This is a genomic window from Hyphomicrobium sp. LHD-15 (assembly GCF_031157355.1).
Lineage (GTDB): Bacteria > Pseudomonadota > Alphaproteobacteria > Rhizobiales > Hyphomicrobiaceae > Hyphomicrobium_C.
Genome location: NZ_JAVIFT010000001.1, coordinates 628954 through 654892, shown reverse-complemented (window position 1 = coordinate 654892; position 25939 = coordinate 628954). Strand labels below are relative to the sequence as shown.

24 protein-coding genes are annotated in these 25939 nt (G+C 62.4%); 15 read left to right on the top strand and 9 right to left on the bottom strand.

Annotated elements, in window-relative coordinates; all coding sequences use genetic code 11:
- Positions 1–3: 3 nt before the first annotated feature.
- The 7 genes from RCO24_RS03020 to RCO24_RS02990 are packed head-to-tail and all read left to right on the top strand — an operon-like array spanning position 4 to position 5492.
- On the top strand, positions 4–924 hold the full coding sequence (locus tag RCO24_RS03020; RefSeq protein WP_308959921.1) for a nonribosomal peptide synthetase MxaA: 921 nt from the start codon (positions 4–6) through the stop codon (positions 922–924).
- Positions 921–1922: a vWA domain-containing protein gene (locus tag RCO24_RS03015; RefSeq protein ID WP_308959920.1), complete on the top strand. Its 1002-nt coding sequence runs from the start codon at positions 921–923 to the stop codon at positions 1920–1922. The genes RCO24_RS03020 and RCO24_RS03015 overlap by 4 nt, the downstream gene beginning before the upstream one ends.
- Before the next feature lie 2 nt (positions 1923–1924).
- Complete coding sequence (locus tag RCO24_RS03010) at positions 1925–2536, top strand: hypothetical protein (RefSeq protein ID WP_308959919.1); 612 nt, start codon at positions 1925–1927, stop codon at positions 2534–2536.
- A 26-nt stretch (positions 2537–2562) separates the two neighbouring features.
- The gene (locus tag RCO24_RS03005; protein WP_308959918.1) at positions 2563–3576 is read left to right on the top strand and encodes a VWA domain-containing protein; all 1014 of its coding nucleotides are present in this window, start codon (positions 2563–2565) and stop codon (positions 3574–3576) included.
- Positions 3577–3594: 18 nt separating this feature from the next.
- Positions 3595–4131 (top strand): SRPBCC family protein, encoded by a 537-nt coding sequence (locus tag RCO24_RS03000; protein ID WP_308959917.1) that lies wholly within the window; start codon positions 3595–3597, stop codon positions 4129–4131.
- 10 nt (positions 4132–4141) lie between these two features.
- On the top strand, positions 4142–5104 hold the full coding sequence (locus RCO24_RS02995; protein WP_308959916.1) for a YncE family protein: 963 nt from the start codon (positions 4142–4144) through the stop codon (positions 5102–5104).
- 49 nt (positions 5105–5153) lie between these two features.
- A complete protein-coding gene (locus RCO24_RS02990) occupies positions 5154–5492 on the top strand; it encodes a hypothetical protein (protein WP_308959915.1) in 339 nt (112 codons plus the stop codon).
- A gap of 25 nt (positions 5493–5517) precedes the next feature.
- On the opposite strand, the gene RCO24_RS02985 is transcribed toward RCO24_RS02990, so the two are convergent.
- From RCO24_RS02985 to RCO24_RS02965, 5 genes are all read right to left on the bottom strand, one after another.
- Positions 5518–6510 carry a TonB family protein gene (locus RCO24_RS02985; protein WP_308959914.1) on the bottom strand — a complete coding sequence of 331 codons (993 nt, stop codon included), beginning with the start codon at positions 6508–6510 and terminating at the stop codon, positions 5518–5520.
- A gap of 21 nt (positions 6511–6531) precedes the next feature.
- Entirely contained in the window at positions 6532–7020 is a 489-nt protein-coding gene (locus tag RCO24_RS02980; RefSeq protein WP_308959913.1) for a hypothetical protein, read from the bottom strand.
- Positions 7021–7041: 21 nt separating this feature from the next.
- Positions 7042–7578, bottom strand: a complete 537-nt coding sequence (gene hutX, locus RCO24_RS02975; protein ID WP_308959912.1) for a heme utilization cystosolic carrier protein HutX — start codon at positions 7576–7578, stop codon at positions 7042–7044.
- A 25-nt stretch (positions 7579–7603) separates the two neighbouring features.
- On the bottom strand, positions 7604–7945 hold the full coding sequence (locus RCO24_RS02970; RefSeq protein ID WP_308959911.1) for an antibiotic biosynthesis monooxygenase: 342 nt from the start codon (positions 7943–7945) through the stop codon (positions 7604–7606).
- 144 nt (positions 7946–8089) lie between these two features.
- On the bottom strand, positions 8090–10123 hold the full coding sequence (locus RCO24_RS02965) for a TonB-dependent hemoglobin/transferrin/lactoferrin family receptor (protein WP_308959910.1): 2034 nt from the start codon (positions 10121–10123) through the stop codon (positions 8090–8092).
- A 244-nt stretch (positions 10124–10367) separates the two neighbouring features.
- Here RCO24_RS02965 and hemP point away from each other — a divergent pair, with 244 nt between their 5' ends.
- The 4 genes from hemP to RCO24_RS02945 are packed head-to-tail and all read left to right on the top strand — an operon-like array spanning position 10368 to position 13433.
- On the top strand, positions 10368–10562 hold the full coding sequence (hemP, locus tag RCO24_RS02960; protein WP_308959909.1) for a hemin uptake protein HemP: 195 nt from the start codon (positions 10368–10370) through the stop codon (positions 10560–10562).
- A 21-nt stretch (positions 10563–10583) separates the two neighbouring features.
- The gene (locus tag RCO24_RS02955) at positions 10584–11534 is read left to right on the top strand and encodes an ABC transporter substrate-binding protein (protein ID WP_308959908.1); all 951 of its coding nucleotides are present in this window, start codon (positions 10584–10586) and stop codon (positions 11532–11534) included.
- Complete coding sequence (locus RCO24_RS02950; RefSeq protein ID WP_308959907.1) at positions 11531–12631, top strand: iron ABC transporter permease; 1101 nt, start codon at positions 11531–11533, stop codon at positions 12629–12631. The genes RCO24_RS02955 and RCO24_RS02950 overlap by 4 nt, the downstream gene beginning before the upstream one ends.
- Complete coding sequence (locus RCO24_RS02945) at positions 12624–13433, top strand: heme ABC transporter ATP-binding protein (RefSeq protein WP_308959906.1); 810 nt, start codon at positions 12624–12626, stop codon at positions 13431–13433. Before RCO24_RS02950 ends, RCO24_RS02945 begins: the two co-directional genes overlap by 8 nt.
- 85 nt (positions 13434–13518) lie before the next feature.
- On the opposite strand, the gene RCO24_RS02940 is transcribed toward RCO24_RS02945, so the two are convergent.
- Together RCO24_RS02940 and RCO24_RS02935 are read right to left on the bottom strand one after the other, a co-directional pair.
- Entirely contained in the window at positions 13519–15927 is a 2409-nt protein-coding gene (locus RCO24_RS02940) for a TonB-dependent receptor domain-containing protein (protein WP_308959905.1), read from the bottom strand.
- 496 nt (positions 15928–16423) lie between these two features.
- On the bottom strand, positions 16424–18802 hold the full coding sequence (locus tag RCO24_RS02935) for a TonB-dependent receptor (RefSeq protein WP_308959904.1): 2379 nt from the start codon (positions 18800–18802) through the stop codon (positions 16424–16426).
- 692 nt (positions 18803–19494) lie between these two features.
- Here RCO24_RS02935 and RCO24_RS02930 point away from each other — a divergent pair.
- Positions 19495–21087, top strand: coding sequence for an ATP-binding protein (locus RCO24_RS02930; RefSeq protein WP_308959903.1), 1593 nt, complete (start codon positions 19495–19497; stop codon positions 21085–21087).
- A 15-nt stretch (positions 21088–21102) separates the two neighbouring features.
- Positions 21103–21711 (top strand): response regulator, encoded by a 609-nt coding sequence (locus RCO24_RS02925; RefSeq protein ID WP_308959902.1) that lies wholly within the window; start codon positions 21103–21105, stop codon positions 21709–21711.
- 301 nt (positions 21712–22012) lie between these two features.
- Here RCO24_RS02925 and RCO24_RS02920 read toward each other — a convergent pair whose 3' ends face one another.
- On the bottom strand, positions 22013–22495 hold the full coding sequence (locus RCO24_RS02920) for a DUF892 family protein (RefSeq protein ID WP_374990905.1): 483 nt from the start codon (positions 22493–22495) through the stop codon (positions 22013–22015).
- A gap of 213 nt (positions 22496–22708) precedes the next feature.
- On the opposite strand from RCO24_RS02920, the gene RCO24_RS02915 reads away from it, so the two are divergent.
- Complete coding sequence (locus tag RCO24_RS02915; protein WP_308959900.1) at positions 22709–23206, top strand: ferritin-like domain-containing protein; 498 nt, start codon at positions 22709–22711, stop codon at positions 23204–23206.
- Between the two features lie 36 nt (positions 23207–23242).
- Here RCO24_RS02915 and RCO24_RS02910 read toward each other — a convergent pair whose 3' ends face one another.
- The gene (locus tag RCO24_RS02910; RefSeq protein WP_374990922.1) at positions 23243–24322 is read right to left on the bottom strand and encodes an ROK family protein; all 1080 of its coding nucleotides are present in this window, start codon (positions 24320–24322) and stop codon (positions 23243–23245) included.
- Between the two features lie 216 nt (positions 24323–24538).
- On the opposite strand from RCO24_RS02910, the gene RCO24_RS02905 reads away from it, so the two are divergent.
- Positions 24539–25927, top strand: a complete 1389-nt coding sequence (locus RCO24_RS02905) for an autotransporter outer membrane beta-barrel domain-containing protein (protein WP_308959898.1) — start codon at positions 24539–24541, stop codon at positions 25925–25927.
- Positions 25928–25939 lie beyond the last annotated feature (12 nt).

The following is a 25939-nucleotide window of genomic DNA, read 5'->3' as shown; positions in this document are numbered from 1 at the left end:
TCGATGCTGCGGGCAGCCGTCGCAGCTGTGTCGTTTCTTGTCGCGGCCACGCAGGCGGCCAAGGCCGAGGTGCGCGCCGTGCACACCGTGGAGCCGCGCGCGTTCGGCTATTTTCTCGGCGACACGCTGGAGCGTACGATCGAGATCGAGACCGGTGCCGAGGACGAGATCGTCGCCGCCTCTCTCCCCCGCACCGGTGCCTCGAACTATTGGTTGGAGTTGAGATCGCTCGACCTCTCGTCCACGCGCGAAGGCGACGCGCGCATCCACCGCCTGCGGCTCACGTATCAAACCTTCTACGCTCCGATCGATCCGAAGAAGGTTACCATCCCGGCGTCCGAGATCACGATCCGCGGCCCGGCCGGAAGCGAAACCGCAACCCTTCCGCCTTTTACGCTCCTGACCTCGCCGATCCGGGAGATCTTTCCGGAAAAAAGCGGAGAGACGGCGGAGACCTTTCTGCGTCCAGATGCAACCCCGGGCCTCAGGAGATCCGGAAATCTGCGCTCCGCCGCGCTGGCTCTCGCAGCGCTCTCGGGCGCCCTGCTCTTGCTGCTGGCACGCGACATGGCTTGGTGGCCGTTTTCTCGCAGACCGGCGCGCCCATTCTCGCGCGCAGCGCGCGAGATCGGACATGCGTTCGCGAAGGAATCGAACGGTGCCGCGTATAAAAGCGCCTTGCTCGCGCTTCACCGTGCATTCGACAGCACCGCCGGCCAGCGCTTGCTCGCCTCCGACGTCGAGACGTTCCTCGCAGCCCATCCGGAGCACAATCGCAACCACGCCGAGGTGGCGCGCTTCTTTGCGGCATCGCGAGCCGTTTTCTTCGGAGAAGCGCAGCGCGAAGGCGAGATCGAGTTCCCGCCGGCAGATTTGAAGGGGCTTGCCGCGACCCTCGCGCGTCAGGAGAGGGCCGCCCGATGAACCTCGCGCTGTCCACGCCGTGGGTGCTTCTCTTGTTGCCGCTGGCTCTGCTCCCGCTGCTGTTTTCATCTCAACGAGAGCAAAGCTATCCGTCGATTGGCGGCATCGAGGCGGATCCCCTGTCGCTCGCCATCGACTGGACGCTACGGATTGCCGGGACCATCGCCATTGTCGCGTTGATCCTCGGCCTCGGCGGGCTCCATCGCCTCGGCCGGACGATCGAGAAAAGCGGTGAGGGCGCTCACATCGTGCTGCTCATCGATCGTTCGTCGAGCATGGACAACACGTTTGCGGGCCGCGCGCCGGAAGGGGGCGAAGAAAGCAAGTCCGCTGCCGCCCGCCGCCTGCTCAAGGATTTCATCGTCCATCGCGATCACGACCTGGTCGGCGTCGCGGCGTTCTCGACCTCGCCGATGCATATCCTGCCGATGACCGAGCACAAGGACGCCGTGATGGCGGCCGTCGACGCCATGGATCGCGAAGGCCTCGCGATGACCAACGTCGGACGCGGTCTCGCGCTCTCCCTCGATATGCAGGAAGCCGATACCTCGCCGGCCGCACGCGTGATCGTGCTGGTCTCGGACGGCGCCGCCGTGATCGACCGCAAGGTGCAGGACAAGCTGCGGGCCGCCTTCGCGCGCCGCCCGATCAATCTTTACTGGCTCTTCCTGCGCACAGCCGGAACGCCGGGAATTTCCACCGTGCCCGCGCCCGGTGAGGAAGACACCCCGCAGGCCATGCCCGAACGCCATCTCGACAAGTTCTTCAAGTCGCTCGGCATTTCCTATCGTGCCTTCGAGGCCGAGAATCCAGAGGCGATCGCGCTCGCCATCTCCGAGATCGGCAAGCTCGAGCGAAGCCCGATCACCTATCTGGAGCGCATCCCGCACGAGGATCTGAGTGCGCGCGTATTCGCCGTCGCGGCAGCCGCGCTGCTCGTGCTTCTGGCGGCAAAGCTGTCGGAAGTGCGTCTCGTCTCTACAAGAGAGGAGGCTTGAGCATGCCGCCGCGTCCATCGCTTACGTCGCGCCTGTTGGCTCCCGTCTTCGCCGCCATCAAGAAAGTTCGCACGATCGCATTGGGGGCGGCACTGGTCGCCTCGGTCGCCGGCCTCGCGATGCTGACCTGGCGGATCTACGAGGTCCGCCGCGACAACGCCACCATCGCCGCGCTGGCAGCAGGCGAAGATGTGCCGGTCGATGTCAGAAAGGCGTCCGGCGAGGTGCTGGTCGCGCGTTCTCATTTTCTGCTGAAACGTGACCGCTGGGAAGAAGCTCAAAGCCTGCTCGATTCATCCGCGGTGATTTCCGACCCGAAGCTGCGGGCACGTCTACTCTACAATCACGCCAATGCGCGCGTTCAGGAGGCGATCGCGGCGGTCGCGCGCAGCAACCTGGACAAGGCCATTCCGCTCACGCGCCTCGCAAAGGACGAATACCGTCTGGCCCTGCGCCTCGATCCCACCGCCTGGGATATCAAATACAACTATGATGTCGCCATGCGCATCGTCCGGGATTTTCCGGGCTACGAGCAGGAAATCGATGACGTCCCACCCGACGCGCCGAAGCGCCTCTGGACAGACCTTCCGGGCGTTCCGAAAGGGCTTCCCTGATGCGCGAGCGCCCGTTGGAAGGGAGTATGAGGGATGTCCGCTTTTGGATGCTGCTCGCCGCGTTGGTGCTGACCATTCTGGCGACGGTGCTTCCGCGCGTGAAGCTTACGCGTGACGTCTACGATCTCGTTGCCGTCGTCGACATCACCGGCAGCATGAATACGCGCGACATGACCGTCTCGGGCAAGCCCGTCAGCCGGCTCGACGCCGCGAAAGCCGCGCTCGAGCGTTTGCTTGCCACGCTGCCGTGCCAGTCGCGTCTGGGCCTTGGCGTTTTCACCGAGCGCCGTTCGTTCCTGCTCTTCAATCCGGTCGAGGTTTGCGAGAACTTTGCCCCGCTCGAAACCGCGATCCAGAACCTCGATTGGCGCATGGCCTGGGAAGGCGACAGCATGGTCGCCAAGGGCTTCTATCATGCCATCTCGATCGCCGAGGATCTGAAGGCCGACCTCGTGTTCGTGACCGATGGCCACGAGGCGCCGCCCTTGCCGCCGGGCGCAGGCCTGCCTGAGTTCGAGGGCACGCTGGGCAAGGTCATGGGCCTCGTGCTCGGCATCGGCGGCAAGGACAAGGTTCCGATGCCGAAGTTCGATGACGACGGTAACGAGATCGGCGTCTACGGCCCGATGGACGTGCCGCAGGAGAACCATTCGGGTGCGCCCCCGCCGGACGCGCATCTGCGTCCCGGTTATCACCCGAAGTGGGCGCCCTTCGGAACCGACGTCGCGAAGGGCGAGGAACATCTGTCGTCCGTGCACAGCGAGCATCTCGCCGCCATGGCCGCCAAGACCGGGCTCGCGCATGCCGATCTGATCGATACGAACGACCTCCTGGGCGCGATATCGACCCATGCTCACACGCGCCCCGTCGAAGTTGCCGTCGACATCCGGCCCGTTCCCGCGAGTTTGGCACTCGCGCTGCTGGTCGCGCTCTATGCCCTGCCGCTTCTGGCCAGTCTCAGATCGCGGTTCCATCGCCATTCCGCCACCGGGCGCGGCTCGAAGAGCCCGCGCGTGGGAGCGGTTCAACTCAGCATTTGAAACGGTACGAGGATGAAAATGACATTGTTCGCACGTATGATGGGCGCGCTCGCTCTTTGGATTGGCGCCACTGCCCCGGGTCTGGCTCACGGACCCACGCCGCAAAAGGCGGAAGAGAAGATCACGATCGCTGCCCCGCCCGCGAAGGTCTGGGCAGCGCTCAAGGAGTTCGCCGATTTCAGCTGGAACCCCGGCATCACCAAGACCGAGGCGACCGGCGGCAACGCGGCAGGTGCCACCCGCACGATCACGCTCAAGAACGGCAAGGTGCTGGTCGAAGGTCTCGACGAGTACACCGCAGAGAGCATGTCCTACGGCTACCGCCTCTCGACCGAAAACCTCGAAGCCCTGCCAGTGAGCTTCTATTCGGCGACCATCGCGGTCACGCCGGCAGGAGAGGGCAGCGAGGTGACCTGGATCGGTCGCTTCTATCGCGGCGACACCAGCAACTTCCCGCCGGAAAATCTCAACGACGAAGCCGCCGTCAAGGCGATGACGGAGTTCCTGCAGGAAGGGCTCACCGGGCTCAAGGCCAAGGTTGAAGGCAAGAGCTGAGGAAACGGCGATGCGGCGCAACCTGTCCTGGATGCGAGCTGCGGCCCTTTTGTCGGCTTGCCTTGTGTACGCGGACGTCGCCGGGGCGGCGGAGCGCATCTACGTATTGAGCCAGACCGGGGCCAAATTGACCGAGATCGGGGACGAGGCGGGAGACGCCCTGTCCTCCATCGCGCTCGACAAGGCGCCGGCCACGCTCGCGCTCGCCCCGGATGCGCCGCTCGCTTACGTCACCCACCCGGATCTCGGCTCGGTTTCCGTCGTGGACCTGGCCGAGCAGCGTGTCCTGCGCACAATAAAAATGCCGGGCTCGCCTTTTGGCGTCGCGGTTGCGTCTGGCGGACGCCTCTACGTCGCGGATTGGAATGGCGACGAGATCTCGGTCATCGAGACGGCGGGCGAGAAGCCTGCGAGAACGGTCAAGGCGGGGCGTGCGCCGGCCCATCTGCTGCTCACGCCAAATGAGAAACTGCTGTTCGTCGCCAATCGCGAAAGCAACAGCGTCAGCGCCATCCGAACTGAGGATCTCACGATCGCCGCGACCATCCCCGTCGGTCACGCGCCGTTCGCGATAGCGCTTTCGCCGGACGCCAAGCGCCTCTACGTCGGTAATGTTCAAAGCGGCAACGTGTCCGTGATCGACGTCGAACAACTGGCGGTGATCGAGACGCGAAAGAGCGGCGCGATGCCGTATGGCGCAGCAGTGACGCCGGACGGTGCCCGCGTTCTCATCACCAATCAGCAGAGCGGAAGCGTCGCGGTTCTGGCGGGAGAAAACGGCACGCCGAGTTCGATCCGCGTGGGCGGCTATCCGGAAGGCATCGCCATCCGGGCGGATGGTCGCCGCGCTTACGTCGCCAACTGGTTCTCCGACGACGTGTCCGTGCTGGACCTGGACAGTCTCAAGGAAATCCGCCGGATCAAATGCCCCGGCGGTCCGCGATCCGTCGTCATTTCGCATCGCAAGCCTTGACGTGAGAACGCAAAACGCCCTTAAGACAGTCGAGGGGAGAGACCATCGTATGCGAGTTGGACTAGGCTTGAGGCAGGCTGCGCTGGGCGCGGCCGTTGCGATGGTGTTGCTGCCGACGAGTGCGATGGCCGGAAAGTTCTGCGGCGATCCCGTCGAGGGCGGCAAGTCGTCGGGCGCTACGCAGGAGGAAGCGCTCCAAGCGGCGCAGAAGTGGTGGTCGTCACGCGCCGGTGCGCTGGGACGCGGCTACGAGAGCTGGGACAATGCCGACGACCGGGCGCTCGAATGCACGCAAGGCGGTGACGGAACCTATTATTGCAAGGCGGCCGGCCGTCCCTGTCTGCCCTCTGGCGTGCTGCCCGAGAACGTTCCTAAGATCGAGATGTGATGGACCGCGGCCGCAGCATCGGCCATCACTGAAAGGAAAGCGGCATCCGGAACGAAAGTGTGGGTGTCCAAACTCCCGGCGGCGGCGCCGGAAAAGGTGCTGCTCGACGCACGGTCGCCAGGGCGGCTTGATCCAATGCGGCAACTCCGGATGAGCGGGTCAGCTGGACGCCGGAGAGCCCGCCCGAAGGCGAAACTCTGAACAGAACAGTCGCCGTTCCTTTGAGGCCGCGTCCGGGTGGTTTGCTTGCGGCGACGCGCGCACGCACGCGTGCGGAATATCCTGCCGCGTCGCCTTTGCTCGCGGACGCTCGGCTAGCACCGGCGGATGAGGCATTGGAACGCGCCGCCGCTCCGCCCTTCTTCTTGGTCTGTGCGTCGGTCTCATCGGTCTTTTTAGCCGTTTTCGTTTCGGCAGGTTTCTTCTCGCTCTTCTTCTTCGGCTTCTCGGCGGGCGCTTCGTCCTTTCGTGGAACTGGCTCGCTTTTCTTTTCTGACGCCGCAGGAGGTGGAAGCGCGTCCTCGGCGTCGGCCGGACCCGCGATGACGGTGTCGATCGGCTCGGTCACCGTTGCGACGGCGGACGGCTGAGGCGTCGGCAAAGTCTCTGCAGGGGGATCGGGTGCGACGCTCTCGTCCGGCTTCACGTCGGAGACGGCTTTCGCTTCGCTATCGGCCTCGTTTCCAACCTCTTGCGCGACCGAAGACGCAGAGCCGATCTGAACTTCCCGCACGTCGACCGGCGCGTTCTCGAACACTGGACTGGCGACCAACTCCATGCTGATCGCCGGCGTAGGTTCTTGCAGAACGCCAAGATCGCTCTTTTGCCAGGTCGTGAGCACGAGCGCGGCGGCCATTGCGTGCAGCGTCAGCGAAAACACTCCCGAAGCCGCGAGCGCCCGGCGAGACGAAGGTCCGAGATGAGAAGACGCCCAGCCGTTGGTGACGTCGGGATGCGCAGGAACAGGCAGCGCCGTCACGTCGTCGAGAGCGAAGGCGAGCTGCGGGGCCGCAACCATTGTGACCTCAGAGCAGAAATCTCAATGCAGCCTGGCTCCCGCGAGGGAGACGGGCTTGTGCGGATCGATTGCCGCCGCGACCGTTCGGCCGAAACGAGCCGCCGCTGCGGCAAGTACAGGCGCTTCGGTTCTCCGCGCGAAGTCGGCGGCTGCCTCCGCGATGTTGCTCCGCTCGCCGCGATATCCGGCTTGCATCAGGGTGACGAGCTGCCATTCGTCATCGGTGACACGCTGGCGGCAAGAGGGGCAGAACGGCGACAGATAACCGAAGCCGCCACGGCGCTCCTCGCGCATGGCCCGGATCAGAACCGCGATCCGCGACGCAATGCCGGGGCCGTTGTCGGCGCCGTACCGCATCTCGGCATGGCTGATGGCACGGTCCCAGCCTTCCGCGTGGTTGTGCTCGTAGCTCATGCAATGCAGGCGGACGAGATGCAGCCATTCGCGCTCCATCTCGCTGAAGCCGGTGGCTTGAATATCCGTGAGGGTGTCACGCTCGTTGGTGCACATGACGGTCTCCAGGGATCTCGACTACGCAGCCAGATCGCCGCTCATGGCCTGGCTCAACGCATCGAACCGGGCAACTTGCTCGGCAATCAGGTTGCGGCTTTCGTCGCGGCGCACGAAAATCTTGAACATCGCGTCGCCGTCGACGTTGAAGAACTGGATCGATCGCGAGTCCCGACCCATGAACGGCCGCGACACGAACGCGATCTCCTTGCAGCGCGAGGCGCGAATGTGCCCGCCGATCGGGCTGTCTCCGTGCAGGTTGAAGTAACCGCGGCCGAAAGTTCCCGGCGGCAGCGGACCTTCGCATTCGAGCACGAGATCCGGCGTGTGGACGATGAACAGGATTGACCCCCAGCTTGTCACAGCTTGGAGGATCTCTTCGAGCTTCCCGCCATCGACGATGGTGCGGTGCTGTTCCGGCAGTGCGTGCACAACTTCGAGCGTGCTGACGGAATACGTGCGCGCGATCTCTTCGAGAATGCCGTCGGCATTCGCGGCCAGCCGCTGCGCGAGCGGCTGGAAGACATCGTTGTTCTGCTGTTCGGTTACGGCGGTCATGGGAGAATATCCTCCGCTCGGCTCGCTATTCGGCTGCGACGAGGCGCGTGCCGTCGCTGGTCACGGTTTGCAGAACCTGGAATCCCTCGAATTCGGGATGGCCAAGGTAGAGCGGCTTGCTCGATCCCGCGCCGGAATGAGCCTTGCGGAACTGCTCCGATTTCGTCCAGGCTTCGAAGTCGGCCTTCGACCGCCAGACGGTGTGCGAGGAATAGAGCACGTGATCGTCGCGCTCCGGTCCCTTCAGCAGATGGAATTCGACGAAGCCCGCGAGCTCGTTGAGGTGCGTTTCACGCGAAAGCCAGATCTGCTCGAAATCGCTTTCCGCGCCCTTGATCACCTTGAAGCGGTTCATGGCAATGAACATCGTCGGGGGTCCTTTCTTCCGTGAGCCAAGAAAACGAGAGTATAGCGAATAAAAAGAACGGCGGCAGCGTCCGATCCGGCCTCGGAAGAACGACCGGAAAGACACGCCGCCGCCAACTTGGGGACCCAGGCAGTGCGGGAGGAGTTACTGGGCCCCGAAGCGCATGGTCAGTCCAACGCGGGCATTGAGACCCGGGCTGTTCTGCTGATTGAGATACTGCAGGTACTCCTTGTCGAAGAGGTTATCGACATTGAGGTTCAGAGTTGCGTTTTCGTTGAACTGATACTGAGCGAACAAATCGACGAGGGCATAAGAGTCGGAGGCCGGATAGACAGACCCCGCTTCCGTAGAGCCCGCATCGTGCGAGTCGACGAGTGTCACGCGCGTACCGGCCACAAGGCGTTCATCAAGGAAGCGGAAGCCCAAGGTTCCAGAGACTCTGTCGGGGAGAACCGTCACGAGCTTTTCGCCGGTATCCTCGTTCTTGCCTGTGATGTGCTGGGCCGTCACGATCGCGAACCACGATCTGGCGTCGTACGAGGCCTCGAGTTCCACGCCCTGGATAAGTGCGCTCGCGATGTTCACGTACTGGAAGGTGTCGTCAAGGAAGCAGCTGAAGAAGGGCGGGCCGCAGGGATTGTTGCCCAAGTTGTCGATGTAGACCGCATCGATATAGTCATCGACCTGATTGCGGAACCCGGTGACTTTTGCTCGGAACGCGTCGTTCTGCTTTAGAACGCCGTCGAATTTGAAGTTCACGCCGCCTTCCCAGTTGTGCGCCACTTCCGGCGTCAGATTGGGGTTAGGCAGCAGATTGAACGCGGGGAACGGGTGCGCGCCATCGATGAGTGTTTCCGTCGTGGACGGAGCGCGATAACCCTCGGCGTACGTACCGAACACGGTCACGCCGGTAACGGGCGTGACGCCTAGCGTCACCTTGGGAGATACGCGATCGCCTTCTGCGCTGTTTGCTGCGCTGTCGAGTTCGTAGCGGTCGTAGCGGAGGGCCGTGATCAGCTCGACGAAGTTGAACATTGTGAGCTGGTTCTGGATGAACGCACCTTCGAGAGAACGTTTGCCGCCCGGAGTGAGTGCGCTTCCGTAACCTGCCGTATCGAACGTCTCGACCTCGTCGTAAACGCCATCGCCGCCGTAGGTTAGCGCAAACTTGAAGTTGCCGCTGCCGAAGCGCGAGGTGTTGTTGATGTCGAAGCCTTCAGTCTTGATGTCGAAATAGCGGTTCGACAAAGGATTCGTGACGCTGAACTGATCCAGCCCGGTGTCATTGCGATAGATCTTGGCGCTGAAATCGATCAGGGGATTGCTCGGGCTCTCGAACGTATAGCCGAGCGTGTATTGATTGTTCTCGACAGTGGTGTCACGGCGCGTTCCGACGCCATTCTGGCTATCGACGAACTCGGACGTGAAGTCGATCAGAGTTCCCGTGATCTGATGACCAGGCGCAGGACGCCAGCGCGCGTTGATCATGTTGGACTTGGTCTTATCGCCCGTGTCCTTGATCGTGTTCCCGCCGCCGTCCTCGTAATCCTCGCTGTCGCGATAGTTCGACTGTCCGAGAATGTCGAAGTTCCCGGATCTCATGGCAACCGTACCGCTGCCGAGCTTGCCGTCGTCGTTGGTACCGTAGCTCGTGTTGGTCCGGATGGCGGCGTATTCGCCTTCCTTGAGAATGTTGTCGGCGTTGAGCAGGTTGAACGCAACGACGCCGCCGATGGCGCCCGAGCCGTAGATCATCGACGTCGGGCCGCGCGTGACGTCAACGCTGCCGATCATTTCCGGCTCGATATAGAACGAGCCGTTGGCATTGTGGCCCGAGCGCTGGAAGTTCTGGCGCGCGCCCTCGATGAGCACGTTCACGCGTCCGAAATCCTGAAGCCCGCGAACGTTGACCGCAACGGCCGTATCGCTACCGGTCTGCGAGGTTGTGACGCCCGGAATGGTGTTCAGAATCTTGGAAACGTCGGAACCGGAGAATTGCTCGTCGATCACTTCCCGGCTTACAGCCGATGATCCGGAGAGCGCATCGATCGCGCGTTCTTCCGTCTTCGAAGAAGTGATCACGATTCCGTCGAGAAGAATTTCCTGCGCGCCAGCGCTTTGCGTGAGCGCGATCAGCGATACGGACGCCAAAAGTCCACCAGTCCACACGCGTACCATGACAGCCCTGCCCCCCAAATCTGATTTGCAATTGGCTGGCTGGTTCGGGACCCCCTCCCGAGACACTGGCTTGCCGACGCGGTCGAAAAAAGCGCCGCTCCCGTTGTCCACGTTCAACAAGTGGACTTGCGCAGATTAGTAATGTGGAATTACATAGTCAAGAAACAAAACGACGATCCGAATCCGGCTGCGCGCGTTCGGCGCTCGCGTAGCCGATTTCAATAATTCTAAACTGGACGTAGAGATGCCACCCAATCGACATGAAGAGGGATCCGAACCTCCGAAAGAGTACACGCCGGCACGCGGATCCTCGGAGCCTGTCATCCGTTATGCTGTCGCCGATCTTCTCCGTGGAGGACGTGAAGCCGTCCTTGAGCACGGCGGCGCGGAGTACCATTTGCGCATAACCGCCAATGGCCGTCTCATCCTCACCAAGTAAGAGAAAGAAATAGGAGCCGGGATGTTCGCTTTATTGAAACGTGTTCGTCGCTTGATGTGGGTGGCTGGTTTCGGTGCGTTTTTGATCGCGACCGGCCACGGGAGCTCCGCCGCACTCGCCGACACGGCAAAGGCGCCAGGTGAAGCAAAGCGGATCGTCTCCATCGGCGGAGACGTTACGGAGATCATTTACGCGCTCGGCAAAGGCGACAGCATTGTCGCCATCGACACCACGAGCCACTATCCGCCGGAAGCCGCCACAACCAAGAAGAGCGTTGGCTATATGCGCGCCCTCTCGACCGAAGGCGTGCTCTCGACCAATCCGGATCTGATCATCACATCCGGAAACGCCGGTCCGCCCGAGGTCGTGGCTGCGCTCAAGGCGTCGTCGATACCGATGATCGAAATCCAGACTGCGGAAACGCCGGAAGGCGTGGCGCGCAAGGTCGAGATCGTCGCCGAGGCGCTGGGCGTCAAGGCAGCCGGGGACAAGCTTGCTCAGGAGGTGAAAAGCGAGTTTGAGGGCGTCGCCGCCAAGCGCGCCAAGGTAACGAAACCGATCAAGGCGCTGTTCGTGCTCGCAAACCAGGGCGGCCGCATCATCGCGGCCGGCGAGAAAACTGCCGCGGAGGCGATGTTTGCGTTGGCGGGCGCCGAGAACGCCGTAAAGGGCATCGAGGGATACAAGCCGCTCAACGACGAGTCGGCCGTGACCGCCGCGCCGGATGTCATCGTCGTCATGCTCAGGAGCGATGGCGCGAACGCCGGTCAGTTGGTGAGAGAGATCGGCGAGATGAAAGGTCTCGGTAGCACGCCGGCGGCAAAGGCGGGCCGCATCATCGAGGTCGACGGCAGCTATGTCCTGCAGTTCGGGCCGAGGGCCGCATCGGCCGCCGCGGATTTGATGGGCCGCTTCTATCCCGAGCTCGCCGGCAAGGCGCCCGCGTCAAATCCTCCTGCTGAAAACCAATGACGGCCAAACCTGCGGCAGGTGCGGTTCTGTCTCCCGAACATGTGAGGGTGGCGGAGCCGGATCGCGCGCGCCAGCGTTTCGTGCTGTTGCTGGTGTCCGGCGCGGCGCTGCTGCTTATGCTCCTGATATCGCTGTCGGTCGGCGCGACCGGCATTTCGCTCGACGCGCTTCCAGCCGCTCTTGGGGCACTGTTTCGCGATGCGGATGATGCAAGCCGGCGCGCGGCCTTGGTGTTGATCGACATCCGGCTGCCGCGCACGATCCTGGCCGCGCTCGTCGGTGCCTGTCTTGCGGTGGCCGGCGCGATGATGCAGGGGCTGTTTCGCAATCCGCTCGCCGACCCGGCCTTGATCGGCGTCTCGTCCGGCGCGGCCCTTGCGGCGGTAACGGTGATCGTGATGGGGCACAGTTTCGCCGCGCCTGTCGTAGCCTGGATGGGGCCGCATGCCCTGCCTGTCGCAGCTTTCATCGGCGGTATTACCGTTACGGGCACGCTCGTTTTGCTCGCGGGTGGGCGCCGCGCGGTCTCGATCGCAGCGCTCCTGCTGGCGGGGCTGGTCATCGGCGCGTTGGCCCAGGCCTTGATGGGGCTGATCGCTTACCTCAGCGACGACCGGGAGCTGCGCGATCTCACCCTCTGGACGCTCGGAAGCCTCGCGGGATCGAGCTGGGCCAAGGTTATGGGCGTTGCACCGTTCGCTCTTCTCAATCTGCTGCTTCTGCCAGCCCTCGTCCGCGCTTTGAACGGACTCCTGCTCGGCGAGGCGGAAGCCTTCCATCTCGGCATCGATGTCGAGCGCATGAAACGTCTCATCATTGTCGCGACCGCTGCATCCGTTGCCGCTGCCGTTGCGGCGGCTGGCATCGTCGGCTTCGTCGGCATCATCGTGCCGCACGTCGTGCGCCTCGTCGCGGGGCCGGATCACGCCACCTTGCTGCCGGCGAGTGCGATGCTCGGCGCCGCCTTGCTGTTGGCTGCCGACGTGATCGCGCGCATTATCGTCGCGCCCGCAGAGCTCCCGCTCGGCATCGTCGTCGCGCTGATCGGTGCACCGGTCTTTCTCCACCTTGTCTTGAGGCGAGGGGCTTATGTCTGATCCGGACCGCGTTCTGTCGGCCTCTGAGGCCAGCTTCCACATTGGCAGCGCACGGTTGGTGGAGAACGCCAGCCTCGACGTGTCCGTCGGCGAGGTCGTCGCGGTTCTCGGGCCGAACGGCGCCGGAAAATCGACCCTGTTGCGAATGATGGCCGGAGAGCTAGCGCCCGCATCGGGCCGGATTGTCATTGCCGGCCGTGATCTCGCTCATCTCAAGGCTTCCGACCTCGCCCGCCTGCGGGCTGTGGTCGCGCAGGCAAGCACGCTCGCCTTTCCTTTTACGGTGCGCGAAGTCGTCCGTCTCGGCGTATCCGTGCCTGGTCTTACGCGCGAGAGCGCACGCGTCGAGCGGGCGGTCGGCGACGCCATCGCCCGCGTTGGGTTGTCGGCATTCTCGGGCCGCCTATTCACCGAGCTGTCCGGAGGTGAGCGTCAGCGTGCCCACATCGCCCGCGCTCTTTGTCAGCTCACCGTCGCCCGCGCGATAGGCGGCGGCGGTCAGGTGCTGCTGCTCGACGAGCCGACATCGAGTCTGGATATCGGCCACCAGCGGATCGTGCTCGAGGCCTTGCGCAGCGAAGCGAATGCCGGCACCGCGATCCTGATGGTCATGCACGACCTCAATCTCGCGGCAGCCTTTGCCGATCGCGTCGCGATCATGAGTCACGGCCGCATCATTGCCGACGGAACCCCGCGCCGGGCCATGACCAGCGAGATCCTGAGCCGGGCTTACGGGTGCGCGCTGTCCGTCGACAGGCCTCCCGCCGAAGGCATTCCGTTCGTGCTCCCTGCCGTCGTCTGAGAAGACAAGGAGAGCCGCAATGCAAAATCCCCGAGCCTGGTGACAGGCTCGGGGATTGCTGCATCGTTCGGGAGAAGGAGTGCAGTTAGAATTTGTATGTGAAGCCACCCATAATCGTACGAGCAGCGCCTGGCTTCATGCCTTCGTCGATGTCGGACAGGTAGAACTTGTTGGTGAGGTTCGTGCCCGACACGAACAGCGACAGATTGTCGGTGACGTGCAGGTTGCTGCGTGCCGAAAGCAGCCACACGTCGTCCACAAAACCGGCCTCGACTTCGTCGTCGTCGACCTCGATCTCGCGGCTGTTCTCGACGTCGGTGAAGAAACCGCCGCGATAGGTCCACGTCAGGCTCGCGTCCCAGAATTTCTTGTAGGCGACGCCGAATGTGAGGTTGGCGTAGTGCTGCGGAACCTCGGGAACGCGGTTTCCGGAAACGTCGGTACCTTCGTCGTCGCCGCGAGCGATACGCGAGTCGGCGTAGGTGTAGACCGTTTCGGCAAAGAAGTTCCACGGGCTGCCCGTGATCGGTCGAGTGTCGAGGCGAGCACCGATCTCGACGCCGTCGATCTCCACCTCGTCCATGGCGCCATACTTATTGTTGCCGGATTCGGTAACCTCGGGAGACTTCACCTGATAGTTCTCGATGTTGCTGTGGAAGTACGCGACATCGAACGAGAACCCGCGAATGGCGGTCGAGCGGACGCCGACCTGGAAGTTGTCGCCTTTCTCGTCAGGTAACGGGAACGCCGGTCCGCGTGTGACCTGTGGCGTGATGCCCTGGTGATAGCCGCCGTAAACCGTCGTGCGGGGCATCGCCTCCCAGGCGAAGCCGACTGCCGGCAGCACGTTGTCGTGCTTGGACTTCTGCGGTCCGTTCAGATCCTCTTCGTCGTCTTCGAAACCGCGCCCGAAGCCGTCGATATCATAGTTTTCGAAGCGCAGGCCCGGGGTGACGGTCAGAGATTTGGTGACGTGGACGGCCGTCTGGATGAACGCCGCGAACGAGCTGGCATCGAATGCTTGCCGCTCCGACGTGCCGTCATAGAGCGGATTGGTGTCGTCGAACTGCGAGCAGTTTCCGTTGTGTCCGTCCTTGAGAACCTCGTTCTCCTGGCCGACGGTGCTGCAGTTCGTGAACTCGTGACGCTCGTAGCGGATGCCGGCCTGGATGTCCTGGGTCATCCCGAACAGGAACGGGCGCTGGGCGAACTCGATGCGCGATTCTGCGCCGTAGAAGCGGTAGTGGCGCTCGCGTCCTTCCATGAAAAATGAGCTAGGATCGCCGTCATCGAAATAGAAGCGGTTGCGCTCGTTGTCGCTGTAGTAGGCGCGTGTCGTAAGGGTCGTCGTGTCGTCGATGTAGAGATTGTGGTTCGCCTGAACCCGCCAGTAGTCGGCATTGTAGGAGCTGAGATCGGCGAGGAACTGGCTGCCGCCAAACAGGCCGGCGCCTGTGCCGAGCTTGTCGCGCCCGTTCTCGCGGAACTCCTGATAGCCGTTGTCTGGGTCGCCCGGAACGAAATTGATCTCGTCGTAGGTATCGCGCTGCCGGAAGTAGCCGCCCGAAATCGTCAGGTCCTGCTTGGTACCCTTGAGGCCGATCGCGGCGTAGAAATCGTTGTAGCTCAGCTCCTCGTTGTCCCAGGATCCTGCTCCGTCCGCGCCCGAATACGAGACGACGACACCGGCGTTACCGATGTTCTGGCGCGTATGAACGTGACGGAAGTTGTTGACGTCCTTGTCGACGTCCCAGGTGTGCCCGATGCCGGCCTTGATGACGGTCTCGTTGGCGCCGAACGGCGACAGGTTACGGAAATTGACGACACCGTGATTGGTGAGCGGACCATAGTTGACGACCGGTCCGCGCATCACTTCGATGCTCTCGACGCGCTCGGTCGGCGGCGTGTAGTGCGTCGAGGGATCAAGGTAGGTCGAGAAGTTGATCGGCAGGCCGTCCTCCATGACGAGGACCTTGCGCGAGCGGCGCATAGGCGAGCCGCGCAAGCCGATGCCGGAGTGCCGCGCCATGCCGTCGTCGGTTACGGTCACGACGCCCGGCACGCTCGCGAGAGCATCGTGGTTGGTCAGCGGACGCTGCTGTGCGAGTTCGGCCGCGTCCACGCGCGTTCCGGCTCCCGTATAGTTCTGCAGGTCATCCGGCAGCGCTTGACGCGCGTTGATCGGCGAAAGCGGTCCGCTGGCTGCCCGCGCTGCAGCTCCGCCGCTGGCCGCGGCGCCATAAGGTGAATTCTCGAGCTGGGGCGCTTGGTCTGCATAATCGGGCTGGGCTGGTGGCGGCTGCGGGGCCGGAGATGCCGCTTGCTGCGAGGCTGCTTTCTTCTTGGCGGCCGGCGCGGCTTTCTTCTGGATCACTTCGACCTGGGGAAGCGTCCCGCCGGCGGGCTGTGCGGCCTGTTGTGCGGTCGCAGGTGCGGCCATGAGGCCGACGGCACCTGTCATGACCGAGAGCTTCAAATACGCCTTGAAAGTCATTCTGCTTCCTCCCCACGTGCGCCCGCGCATTGCTGGCACAACCCCGATTGTCCGCCCCGTTTCCAATCGCCGAAGACACATCTGCGCGGTTGCCCCGCTGCAAACGATCCCAGAAACGGTTGGAACTAGTGTTGTTATAAAGTTGCCGCATGTTCTCGGCGGAGAACGGCAGGAGCAATTCAGGATGGTTCCATGCGGTGGCATTGCTCGGTGCGAATGCCCCAGTAGAAATACAGAAAATATAACAAAATCAGTGAATTATGCCCGATGGAAAGTGATAACTAGGTAATCAAAATACCAATACATCCCTGCATAACTGGGAAAATTAGGAAGACATCGCGGCCGTGGTCGTGCTGGTGCCTCCGGTGCGTGGCGAGATGAGGTTTGGATGGTGTCGCGAGAGAAAGCTGAAACCTCCGAGTCTGGGTCGGGATGGCCGGCCGTAGGCTCGGAGGTCTCGTCGTGTGCAGATGGGCTTGGGTCGTGAAAAATAACTTCAGTCGAACTTGAGCGTGAAGCCGCCCATCACGGTCCGGCCCTGGCCAGGCTTCATGCCGTCGCTACGATCCGAGATGTAGAACTCGTCGGTGAGGTTCTGGCCGGCGACGAACAGCGAGAGCTGTTCCGTGACCTTGAGGTTCGAACGCGCCGAGAGCAGCCAGACGTCCGGCACCAGTCCTCCCTCCGCGTAAGGCGTATTGTCGGCGTCGGTGTGATAGGCACCGCGATGGGTCCAGGTCACGCTGGCATCCCAGCCGATCTTGTGCTCGACGCCAAGCGTCAGGTTGGCGAAGTGCCTGACCGATTCCGGCACCCGGTTTCCGGCGACGCTGTCACCATCCTCATTGATGCCTTTTTCGATTTCGGCATCGGCGTAGGTATAGACGGCCTCGCCGAAGAAGTTCCACGGGCCCCCGGTGAACGGCTTGCTGTCGAGGCGAGAGTAGATCTCGAAACCGTTGATCGAAACTTCGTCGAGGCTGGAGAACACGCGGTCTCCGGATTGAGATTGGAAGGACTCGCCGAACTGATAGTTGTCGATGCGGTTGTGGAAGTAGGCCATGTCGAGGGTCAGGCCGCGAACCGCTGTGGTGCGCACGCCCAGCTCGAAGTTGTCGCCGATTTCTTCGTCCGGAGCGACAAAGTCGTCGGCATCGTCGAGCACGTCGCGGATGATATGCGGCGTGAGGCCACGATGATAGCCACCGTACACCGTCGTCCGGTTTGCTGCATTCCATGAGAACGCGAGCATCGGAAGCACGTGCGTGTAGTCGGCGCTTCCGGAGTAATCCTCCGATTTGAAGTCGATTTCGTAGCTCTCGAGCCGCACGCCCGGCGTAAGCGTAAATGTCGGCGTGATGTGAATGGCTGTCTGAGCAAATGCGGCGAACGATTTGGCTTCGAGCTTGTCGGCGAGGCCGTCCGGAGCACCCTTGTTGTCGAAATCGAGCACGACGCCCGTGGTGCCGGTGGAATCGAAGTTCACGCGGTTCTGGTTCTTGAAGAAGTGCTCCTCATAGCGGACGCCAGCCTGGAAATCTTGCCGAAGTCCTCCGAGGAAGGGGCGGTTGGCCAACTCGACCCGCGAATCCGCGCCGTAGTTGCGATAGCGCCGGTCACGGCCTTCCATGTAGATGTCGTCGCGATCGTAGGTCGCCGGCACATCGCCGTCACCCGCTTCGGCGGGATAGAAGCGCGCGCGCTCATGATCATTGCCGAACAGCCGCGTCGAGATCGTCGTGTCCTTGTCGACGTAGTAGTTGTGCGCAATCTGGAGGCGATAATAGTCGGCGTTATAGGAGCTGAGATCGTAGCAGCAGGCGGCCGCGAAGTAGCCGTCCTCGTTGCCCTTCTTCTTGTTGCGGCCGTAGCGGAAGAACGCGGCCTGCTCGTCCTCGTCGAAGTTGTCCTCGTCGTAGGTATCGCGCTGGCGGAAGAAGCCGCCCGAGATCGTCAGATCCTGGTTCGTGCCCTTGAAGCCGATGGCGCCGTAGAAGTCGTTGTAGCCGAGATCCTCGACATCCCACGCACCGCCCGTATCGGCGCCCGAATAGGAGGCGACTACGCCGACGTTCCCAAGATTCTGGCGCGTATGGATATGGCGGAAATTGTTGATGTCCCGGTCGCTGCCTTCGGTGTGGCCGATCCCGGCCTTGATCACCGTCTCGTTGGCGCCGAACGGCGAGAGGTTACGGAAGTTGATGACGCCGTGGTTGTTCAAGGGGCCGTAGTTGACGATCGGCCCGCGCATCACTTCGATGCTTTCGATCCGCTCGATCGGAGGCGTGTAGTGGGTCGAGGAGTCGAGATAGGTCGAGAAGTTGATCGGTACGCCGTCTTCCATGACGAGCACCTTGCGCGAACGGCGGAAGGGCGAGCCGCGCAGGCCGATGCCGCTGTGGCGCGCTGCGCCGTCGTCGGTCACGGTGATGACGCCGGGAACGCGAGCCAGTGCCTCGTGGGTGTTGGCAGGGCGCTGTTCATCGAGATCGGACGATGTGATGCGGCTGGCCGCGCCGGAGAAATCTTGCAGGTTGTCCGGCAGAACGCTTTTCGCGTTGATCGGTGAGATCGGCCCTTCAGCGGCGCGTGCGGCAGCTCCGCCGCTGGCTGCGGCGCCGTAAGGTGAGTTCTCGAGCTGGGGCGCCTGGTCCGCATAGTCGGGCTGGACCGGCGGCGGCTGCGGGGCCGGAGAGGCCGCTTGCTGCGGAGCTGCTTTCTTTTTGGCGGCCGGCGCGGCTTTTTTCTGGATCACTTCGACCTGGGGAAGCGTCCCGCCGGCAGGCTGTGCGGCCTGTTGCGCGGTCGCCGGTGCGGCCATGAGGCCGACGGCCCCGGTCATGACCGAGAGCTTCAAATACGCCTTGAATGTCATTCTGCTTCCTCCCCACGTGCGCGGCGAGGCGCCCGCACAACCCCGTATGTCCCCACCACTTCCAGACCCGGAAGAGCCGCCTTTGAGCCGCAACTCGACTTCAAACGATCCCGCCGCGACTGGAATAGTTCTTGTTATAAAGTTGCGTCATGTTCGGAGGAAGAAGCGGCACGGGCAACTGAGGGCGGTTCCATGCGGTGGCATTTCGGAGTGGAAATGCTCCCGTATAACTACAGAAGAATGGAAGAAAATCCGGGAACAGCCCGGCGAAGGCGGGAAAAGGGGCAAATATTCGGGAAGTAATCCCGATAAAGTCGGGAAAAAATCAAATACCGAAGGGTGGGAAGCTCGAGTCCGGCGAAGGCGATGTTTGCCGAATCTTCGCGGATGGCTTGCCTGACGCGCTACGAACGATGGACCTGGCGGCTTCAGCGACAGGATGAAACGCGAAGCCCCCTTCGGTGTCGGCATCACCCATTTCTGTCGAGGCAGCCTGGAGGTGACTGGGCGCACCGACCTGAGCGCCCTTCGCGTCCGTCGCAGGGGCTGGAGGTTGCATCAAACGCGAAATCGGGTTGGATACGGGCGTCGATCATCTATCGGGGTAGCACCTGCGTAGTTTGCCGGATGGTCCCAGGAGGAAGTACCGAATGTATGAATGGAGCCAGGAAGCGACAGCGAGAAAGCTACCCGTGTCTGCCCTTTTTTCCCGTGGCCATGTGGCGACCGGTATCGCGTTTCTCGTCGTCTACGCTCTGATCGATTGGGTGAGCTACATCAGCCCCATCGCGCCGATCGGCGTCACGCCCTGGAATCCGGCCACGGGCCTCGCGTTCGCGCTCGTACTTCTCCTCGGGCGTGAATACATCCCGTGGCTCTTCATTGCTCCGCTCTTGGTCAATGCCCTTGTGCTTGATCTCCCGATGCCGGTCATCGTTCACGTGCTCGGCGCGATCATCGTCGGCGCGGGTTACGGAGCGGCAACCTACATCCTGACCATGCCGCGGCTCGAATTCGACCGCACGCTAAGCATGAAGCGCTCGTTGATGCTGTTGATTGGAACAGCGGCGATAAGCACTGGCGTCGTGGCCGTGGCCTACGTTGGACTGCTCGCTTCGTTCGGGCTTGTGACGCCCGCCGACATGACGACGGCTACGATTCAGCTCTGGATCGGCGACATGATCGGCGTCACGGTTCTGACGCCGTTCCTTCTGATCGCGCTGACACGCCGGCGCATGATCGTCCCCTCGCTGGAGCTGGCGGCCGTTGTGATCGCGCTGCTGCTAACGCTCGCGGCTGTGTTCGGCCTGTCCGACACGTTTCGCGTGAAGCAGTTCTATCTGTTTTTCCTGCCCGTCATGTGGACGGCCGTACGCTTTGGCCTCGAAGGCGTGACGGCGGGGCTCGTCCTCACGCAGGTTGGTCTCATGGCCGCGATGCAGTATGCGGGCGTGCTCGACAGCGAAGTTACGGCCTATCAGGCGTTGATGATCGTGCTTTCGTTGACCGGCCTGACGATTGGTGCGGTCGTGAACGAGCAACTGCGCACTCAGGCCCAGCTTCGCCACAACCAGGATGCGCTCGAGAGGGCGGCGAGGCTGGATACCATGGGGGCGTTCGCGGCCGTGCTCGCCCATGAGATCAATCAGCCGCTGACCGCGATTTCCAACTACACGCGGCTCGCGAAAATGGCCGTCGAGAAAAAGTTGCCAGACATCGAGGCTGCGCGCCAGGCTGCAGGTCACGCGGTGGCTCAGGTCGATCGCGCCGCCGACGTCGTGCGCAAACTGCGCGACTACATTCGCCTCGGCCACAACGAGATGGTCGCTCAATCGAGCGCGGATCTGATCCGCGAAGCCATTTCGCATTGCCGGTTCGAGATGCAGGCCAATCGCGTCGAGATCGAGACCCGCATCGCCAAGAATTTGCCGCTGGTGGTTTGCGATGGCCTGCAGATCCAGCAGGTTTTGATTAATCTGATCCGAAATGCCGCAGAATCCGTGCTCGCAAGCGGCCGCACCGACGGCCGCATCGCCGTCGAAGCCGACCTGACGGATACCAATCGCGTAATCGTGACGGTCCGTGACAACGGTCCCGGCTTCGATCCTGATATACTTGAACGTGCGTTAGCGCCGTTTATCACGACGAAACGCGAGGGTTTGGGGCTGGGATTGGCTCTGGCCCGCTCGACCGCGGAAACCCACGGCGGGCAGCTTTTGATCGAAAGCACTGGCGGGGGGGCCGCTGTTTCCTTTACTCTGCCCACGACATCAATCGAGAAATGACGATAGGATGCTGAAGTGACCGTAGCTTTGATTGACGACGATGCCGCCGTTCTGCATTCGATGCGCCTCTTGATCGAGAGCCGCGAGATCCCCGTTGCCTGCTATGAATCGGCGGAAGCCTTTCTGAACGATTTGCCGGACACCAAGCCGTCCTGCGTTGTCGCGGACGTGCGTATGCCGGGCATGACCGGCCTCGAGCTCCAGCGGGAGCTCAAATATCGCAACAACGGCGCGCCTTTGATCCTTATCAGCGGCCACGCCGATGTCTCGATGGCCGTCGCCGCCCTCAAGGAAGGCGCGTTCGATTTCTTCGAGAAGCCCTACGACGGCGAGCGCCTCGCGACGAGCGTGTCTGATGCCGTCGAGAAGGGCCGCCGGCAAAGCACCGAGAACAGCGAGCGCATCGACATCGCCGAGCGTCTGAAGGCCCTCTCGCCGCGTCAGCGCGAGGTGCTGGAGTTCGTCGCTGCCGGTATGTCGAACAAGCAGATCGCCGCCAAGCTCTCGATTAGCCCCCGCACGGTCGAGACGTACCGGGCCTGGGTGATGGAGCGCATCGGCGCCCAGAACGTCGCAGACCTTGTTCGTAAGGTGAGCGCGTTCCTTCCGGCAGACCCGAAGTAGCCGCTCGGGTACGATGCCGGAGCGGAACTTCTTCCGGGGTCGGGTGTTAGTGGAATGACTGTTCCACTTTGGAGGCCGTCAGGTGGCCTCCCGCTCGATAAGGAAGAAAAGCAATGCGCTACATCGTTCTTTGGGCATTGGGAGTTCCGATCTCCGGCTTGATCGTGCTGCATCTGCTCGGAATGATCTGACGCCGACAATCAAAAAGAAGAAACAGCCGGCCTCTGAGCCGGCTGTTTTCGTTTCCAGCCGCTTCTAACGGCGACGATCGAAGAGCCGGTGCAGATTCTGCGTCAAGGATTCAATGCAACGCGCCGGATGAGCCCTGAGCCAAAGCGGCCCGATCGGGGGCGGCTTCGAACGCGAGTTCCGACAGGATGCTCGCCTGCACCAGCTCTTCCGCGATCGAGCGGCGGATGTCGGGGATGACTTCATCGAACGCGTAGTCTTCCGACCACCTTAGCAGCGCCTCGTAAAGCGTGATCTCGTAGCGCTTGATAGCGAGAAGTGCGGCCGCGCATCCTCTCGTACCTTCGTTGCGATTGGCTGTGCAGGCTTCCCATGCGTCTCTGAGAAGCGCAGTCGCCGCCCACGACGCTTCCCCGCGCGGCTCGAGATAAAGCTCGCGGAAGATCACTTCGATGCGTTGCGCCTGAAGACGCGATTGCGTTTCGATCTCTCGCAACGCGTTGAGTAGGCGCAAGTCGCCGATCGAGGCCGTCAAAGCGGCCATCGAACTCCCAAGCTGCTTTTCCGTGTCGTAGATGTGGCGCAGCGTGCGCATATAAACTCGCTCGAATTCCTGCATGCTCACGCTCACAATTTGGATGCGGCCTCTCGATTTATTGCGCCGCACGATGCGGAATAACGCCGGATCCGCGCGGAGGTTCCTCAGGCTGCGCCGGACAATCGGAAAGCACGCCGAACAATACGTGGAACTGCCGGTCCTCTCGATGGTTGATCGCACGAAGCAGCGTACAACTCATGGAGTTCGATCATGTCAGTCAAGACGATGGAAGATCTGTTCGTCGCGACCCTCAAGGACATCTACTACGCCGAGAAGCAGATCCTGAAGGCGCTCCCCGGCATGGTGAGCAAAGCCGACGATAGCAAGCTGAAGCAGGCCCTAGAAGCGCATCGGGCAGAAACCGAAGGACAGGTGGATCGCCTGGAGAAGGTGTTCAAGCTCATCAAGGTCCCGGCCCGCGGCAAGAAATGCGACGCCATCGAAGGGATCATCGACGAGGCCAAGGAGCACATGGATGAGATCGACGACGAGCGCGTGCTCGACGCCGGCATCATCAGCTCGGCTCAGGCGGTGGAACACTACGAGATCTGCCGCTACGGCACGCTTGTCGAATGGGCCAAGGATCTAGGCCACGCTGATGCAGCCAAGCTGTTGGCAGAAAACCTGAAGGAAGAGCATCACGCCGACACGTTGTTGACCGAAATAGCGCGCGGTTCTGTCAACAAGACTGCCGAAAAAGCAGCCTGAGGCCTCTCGGAACAGGTGAAGGCGCGAGGCGTGGCTTCAGCTACGCTCGCGCCTCGTCGTGAAACGCACGTTTCCAAGCCCCGTCCCAATCGTGAGCGCGCCCCAATGATCGTAGGTGCGCATCACCGGCAGCTCGCTGAGCCCCTGAACGACGGCGTCGTTGTGCATGACGACGGCCGTCTCGTGATTGCCGATTTCAGGAATAGCTTCGCGGAGCGCCGAGGCGAGATTGAACGTCTTCGTTTCCCAGTTGCCGGGAAGGTTCTGCGCGCCGGTTTCGATCGAGCCGTCCGGCCGGATCAGGCCGGGGCATCCAATCCCGATTACCGGTGCGAGATTGAGCTTCTCCTTTTCGGAGGCCTTGATCAGGTCGACGAGCATCTCGATCAGCCGGTCCACGGCCTCGTCGCGCTTCGTCTTTTCGTCGCCGTGACGCCAAAGCTCTGATTTCCAAACTTTGGCCTTGTCGAGCTTGGACGATTTCTTGAGGTTGGTTTCGACCACGCCGGCCCGGATGTTCGTGCCGCCGATGTCGACTGCAAGAATTCCGTCGAACCCTTCGAGTGTCCACGACGGCATCAGATGGGCCGCACCGATCAGCCCCGCTTCATCGGGATGATTGCGGATCAGCGAGAGATCGATGTTCGTTCCGCCGGCCTTCAGAAGAACGCTGGTGCGGCCGATCGCAAGCTCGCCGACCCGGCTTTGCCTGAAGCCGCCGCCGATAACGATCGCCTGCGTGTCGCGCCAGGGTGCGGATTTGAGAAAGCGCCGGATGACGTGATCGAGCTCTTGCGCGAATGCTTCGATGGCGCTGTGAACCAAGCCGGCCGCTTCGGGGTCACCGTCCGCGAGCAACGCGTCGAGCTTCTTTTTGCTCACCTCCTCGGTCGGAGCGTCGCCCAACGGGTCGGCACCGAGTTTCCGCAACGGCTCACGCCATTCGTCGATGATGCTTCTGAACGCACGGTTGCTCGCGCGGTCGCCGACGAAGCCGTCCTCATCGCGGATTTCGAGATTGTAGCTATCGACTTCTACGCTCGGCAGCAGCTTCGCGCCGTGTTCGGTGATGACGGTCAAATCGCGATTTCCATGAGGGAGCTGAGGGAGAGCCATCGGCATGCCAAGCCTGAGGCTCTTGAGTGACATCCCCCAAACGCGGAACCGCCCCCGAAAGATCTCTGCTCGAAGAAAAATTATGGACCGTAGCGTTTCCGAAAGACTGCAAGCTGCTCGACCCCTCGGTTGTACGGGTCATGCTTTCGTCGATATTGCCATGCACAATCACATTGATCGGAAAGGACAATCGGAACAAAAGGAGGCAATCGAACGATGCCGCAGATCGTTCAGTTTCATCCGCTGAAGCGTGTGGTTCAGTTGAAGCGGGTGATGTGGGCCGCCGTTGCCTTGGGCGCCCTAGAGTTGAGTAGCACCGGCAGCGCATTCGCGGACGGAAGCGCGGGATGTGACGCCGCAAATCGAGGCAGCTTGAACATTCGAGCGTCTGCGGGAGCCAGCGCTTTGCGGGGAGCCGCCCTCGAGCGGGGTGAAACACTAGCCCTCAACGTCACCACCCACGGCCGAGCCGCGATCGCGGTCTCCGACGACGACGGCGCGACCCGCACGCTTCATTCCGGCCGCAGCACCACGGTGCTGTTCGTGGCGCCGAGAACCGCGAGCTACGATTTACGCCTCGAGGCCGACGCCACCGCCGAGGCATCGCTCGGCGTGAAATGCACGTCCGTCGCCAGGGCCGACGCCGAGAGCGCCTTGCTCGCACGGCGCAAGGCCTTCGTGTCCGAGCGCGATCCCGATCGCGTGCGCATCGACCGTCCCAGCACAGGCTTCAAACCCTTCGGCGACACCGGCCAGACGGCGTCTGCCGATGGCGAAGCGCCGCGCGATATCACCGCGTCCGTCAGCGTCTCCGAACTGACCGCAGCGATGAATCCCGGGGACAAGAAAGATCCCGGCATCCTCGATTTCTGGTTCGAGGGCCGGCACCTCAACTACGACACCTCGGATGTGAACGCGCGCGAAACGACCGGCAACGCGACGATCATGTACTTCGGCAGCAAGTATATGCTCGGCCCCGACATTATGCTCGGCGCGCTGGCGCAATTCGATCAGGCCGGCGAAGGGGCGGGCGTCTCGGCCAGCGGCTGGATGGCAGGTCCTTACATGAGCGTCCGCTTCGGTCCGGGCATCATTTTCGATGGGCGTGCCGCCTGGGGCGTCGCCAACAAGCTTCCCAATGGCATCGCGGTCGACACGGTGTCTGCTGATCGCAGCCTCCTGCGCGGAACGCTGCGGGGCTCGCGCGAGGTCGGCGGCTGGACGGTCGCGCCGAGCGTCGGTCTCAGCTACGTAGAAGATACGCCGGCGGCTTACTCCGCCTACACCGAGGCCACCCAGTCCCCCGGAAGTGGCCGCCTCGATGTTCTGCCTGAGTTCAAACGCCGCTTCGATCTCGACAGCTCGACGTACGTCGAGCCGAGAATCGCGGCAGGCGGTTTCGTCGCGTTCGATGACATCTCGCAGCTCGGCCCCCATGGCGTGGGGCAGGTCCCCGATCTTCAATGGAAGGCGGAGGCCGGCGTTGCGGTCGGTGTGAAGGACGGCGTCAACATGCAAGCCACCGGCGGCGTCGAGACGGGTGCGCAGTCCGCTGCCGACAACTGGGCCGGCCGCCTTCAGCTCAATATGCCGCTAGGCAAATAACAACCGGGTGAA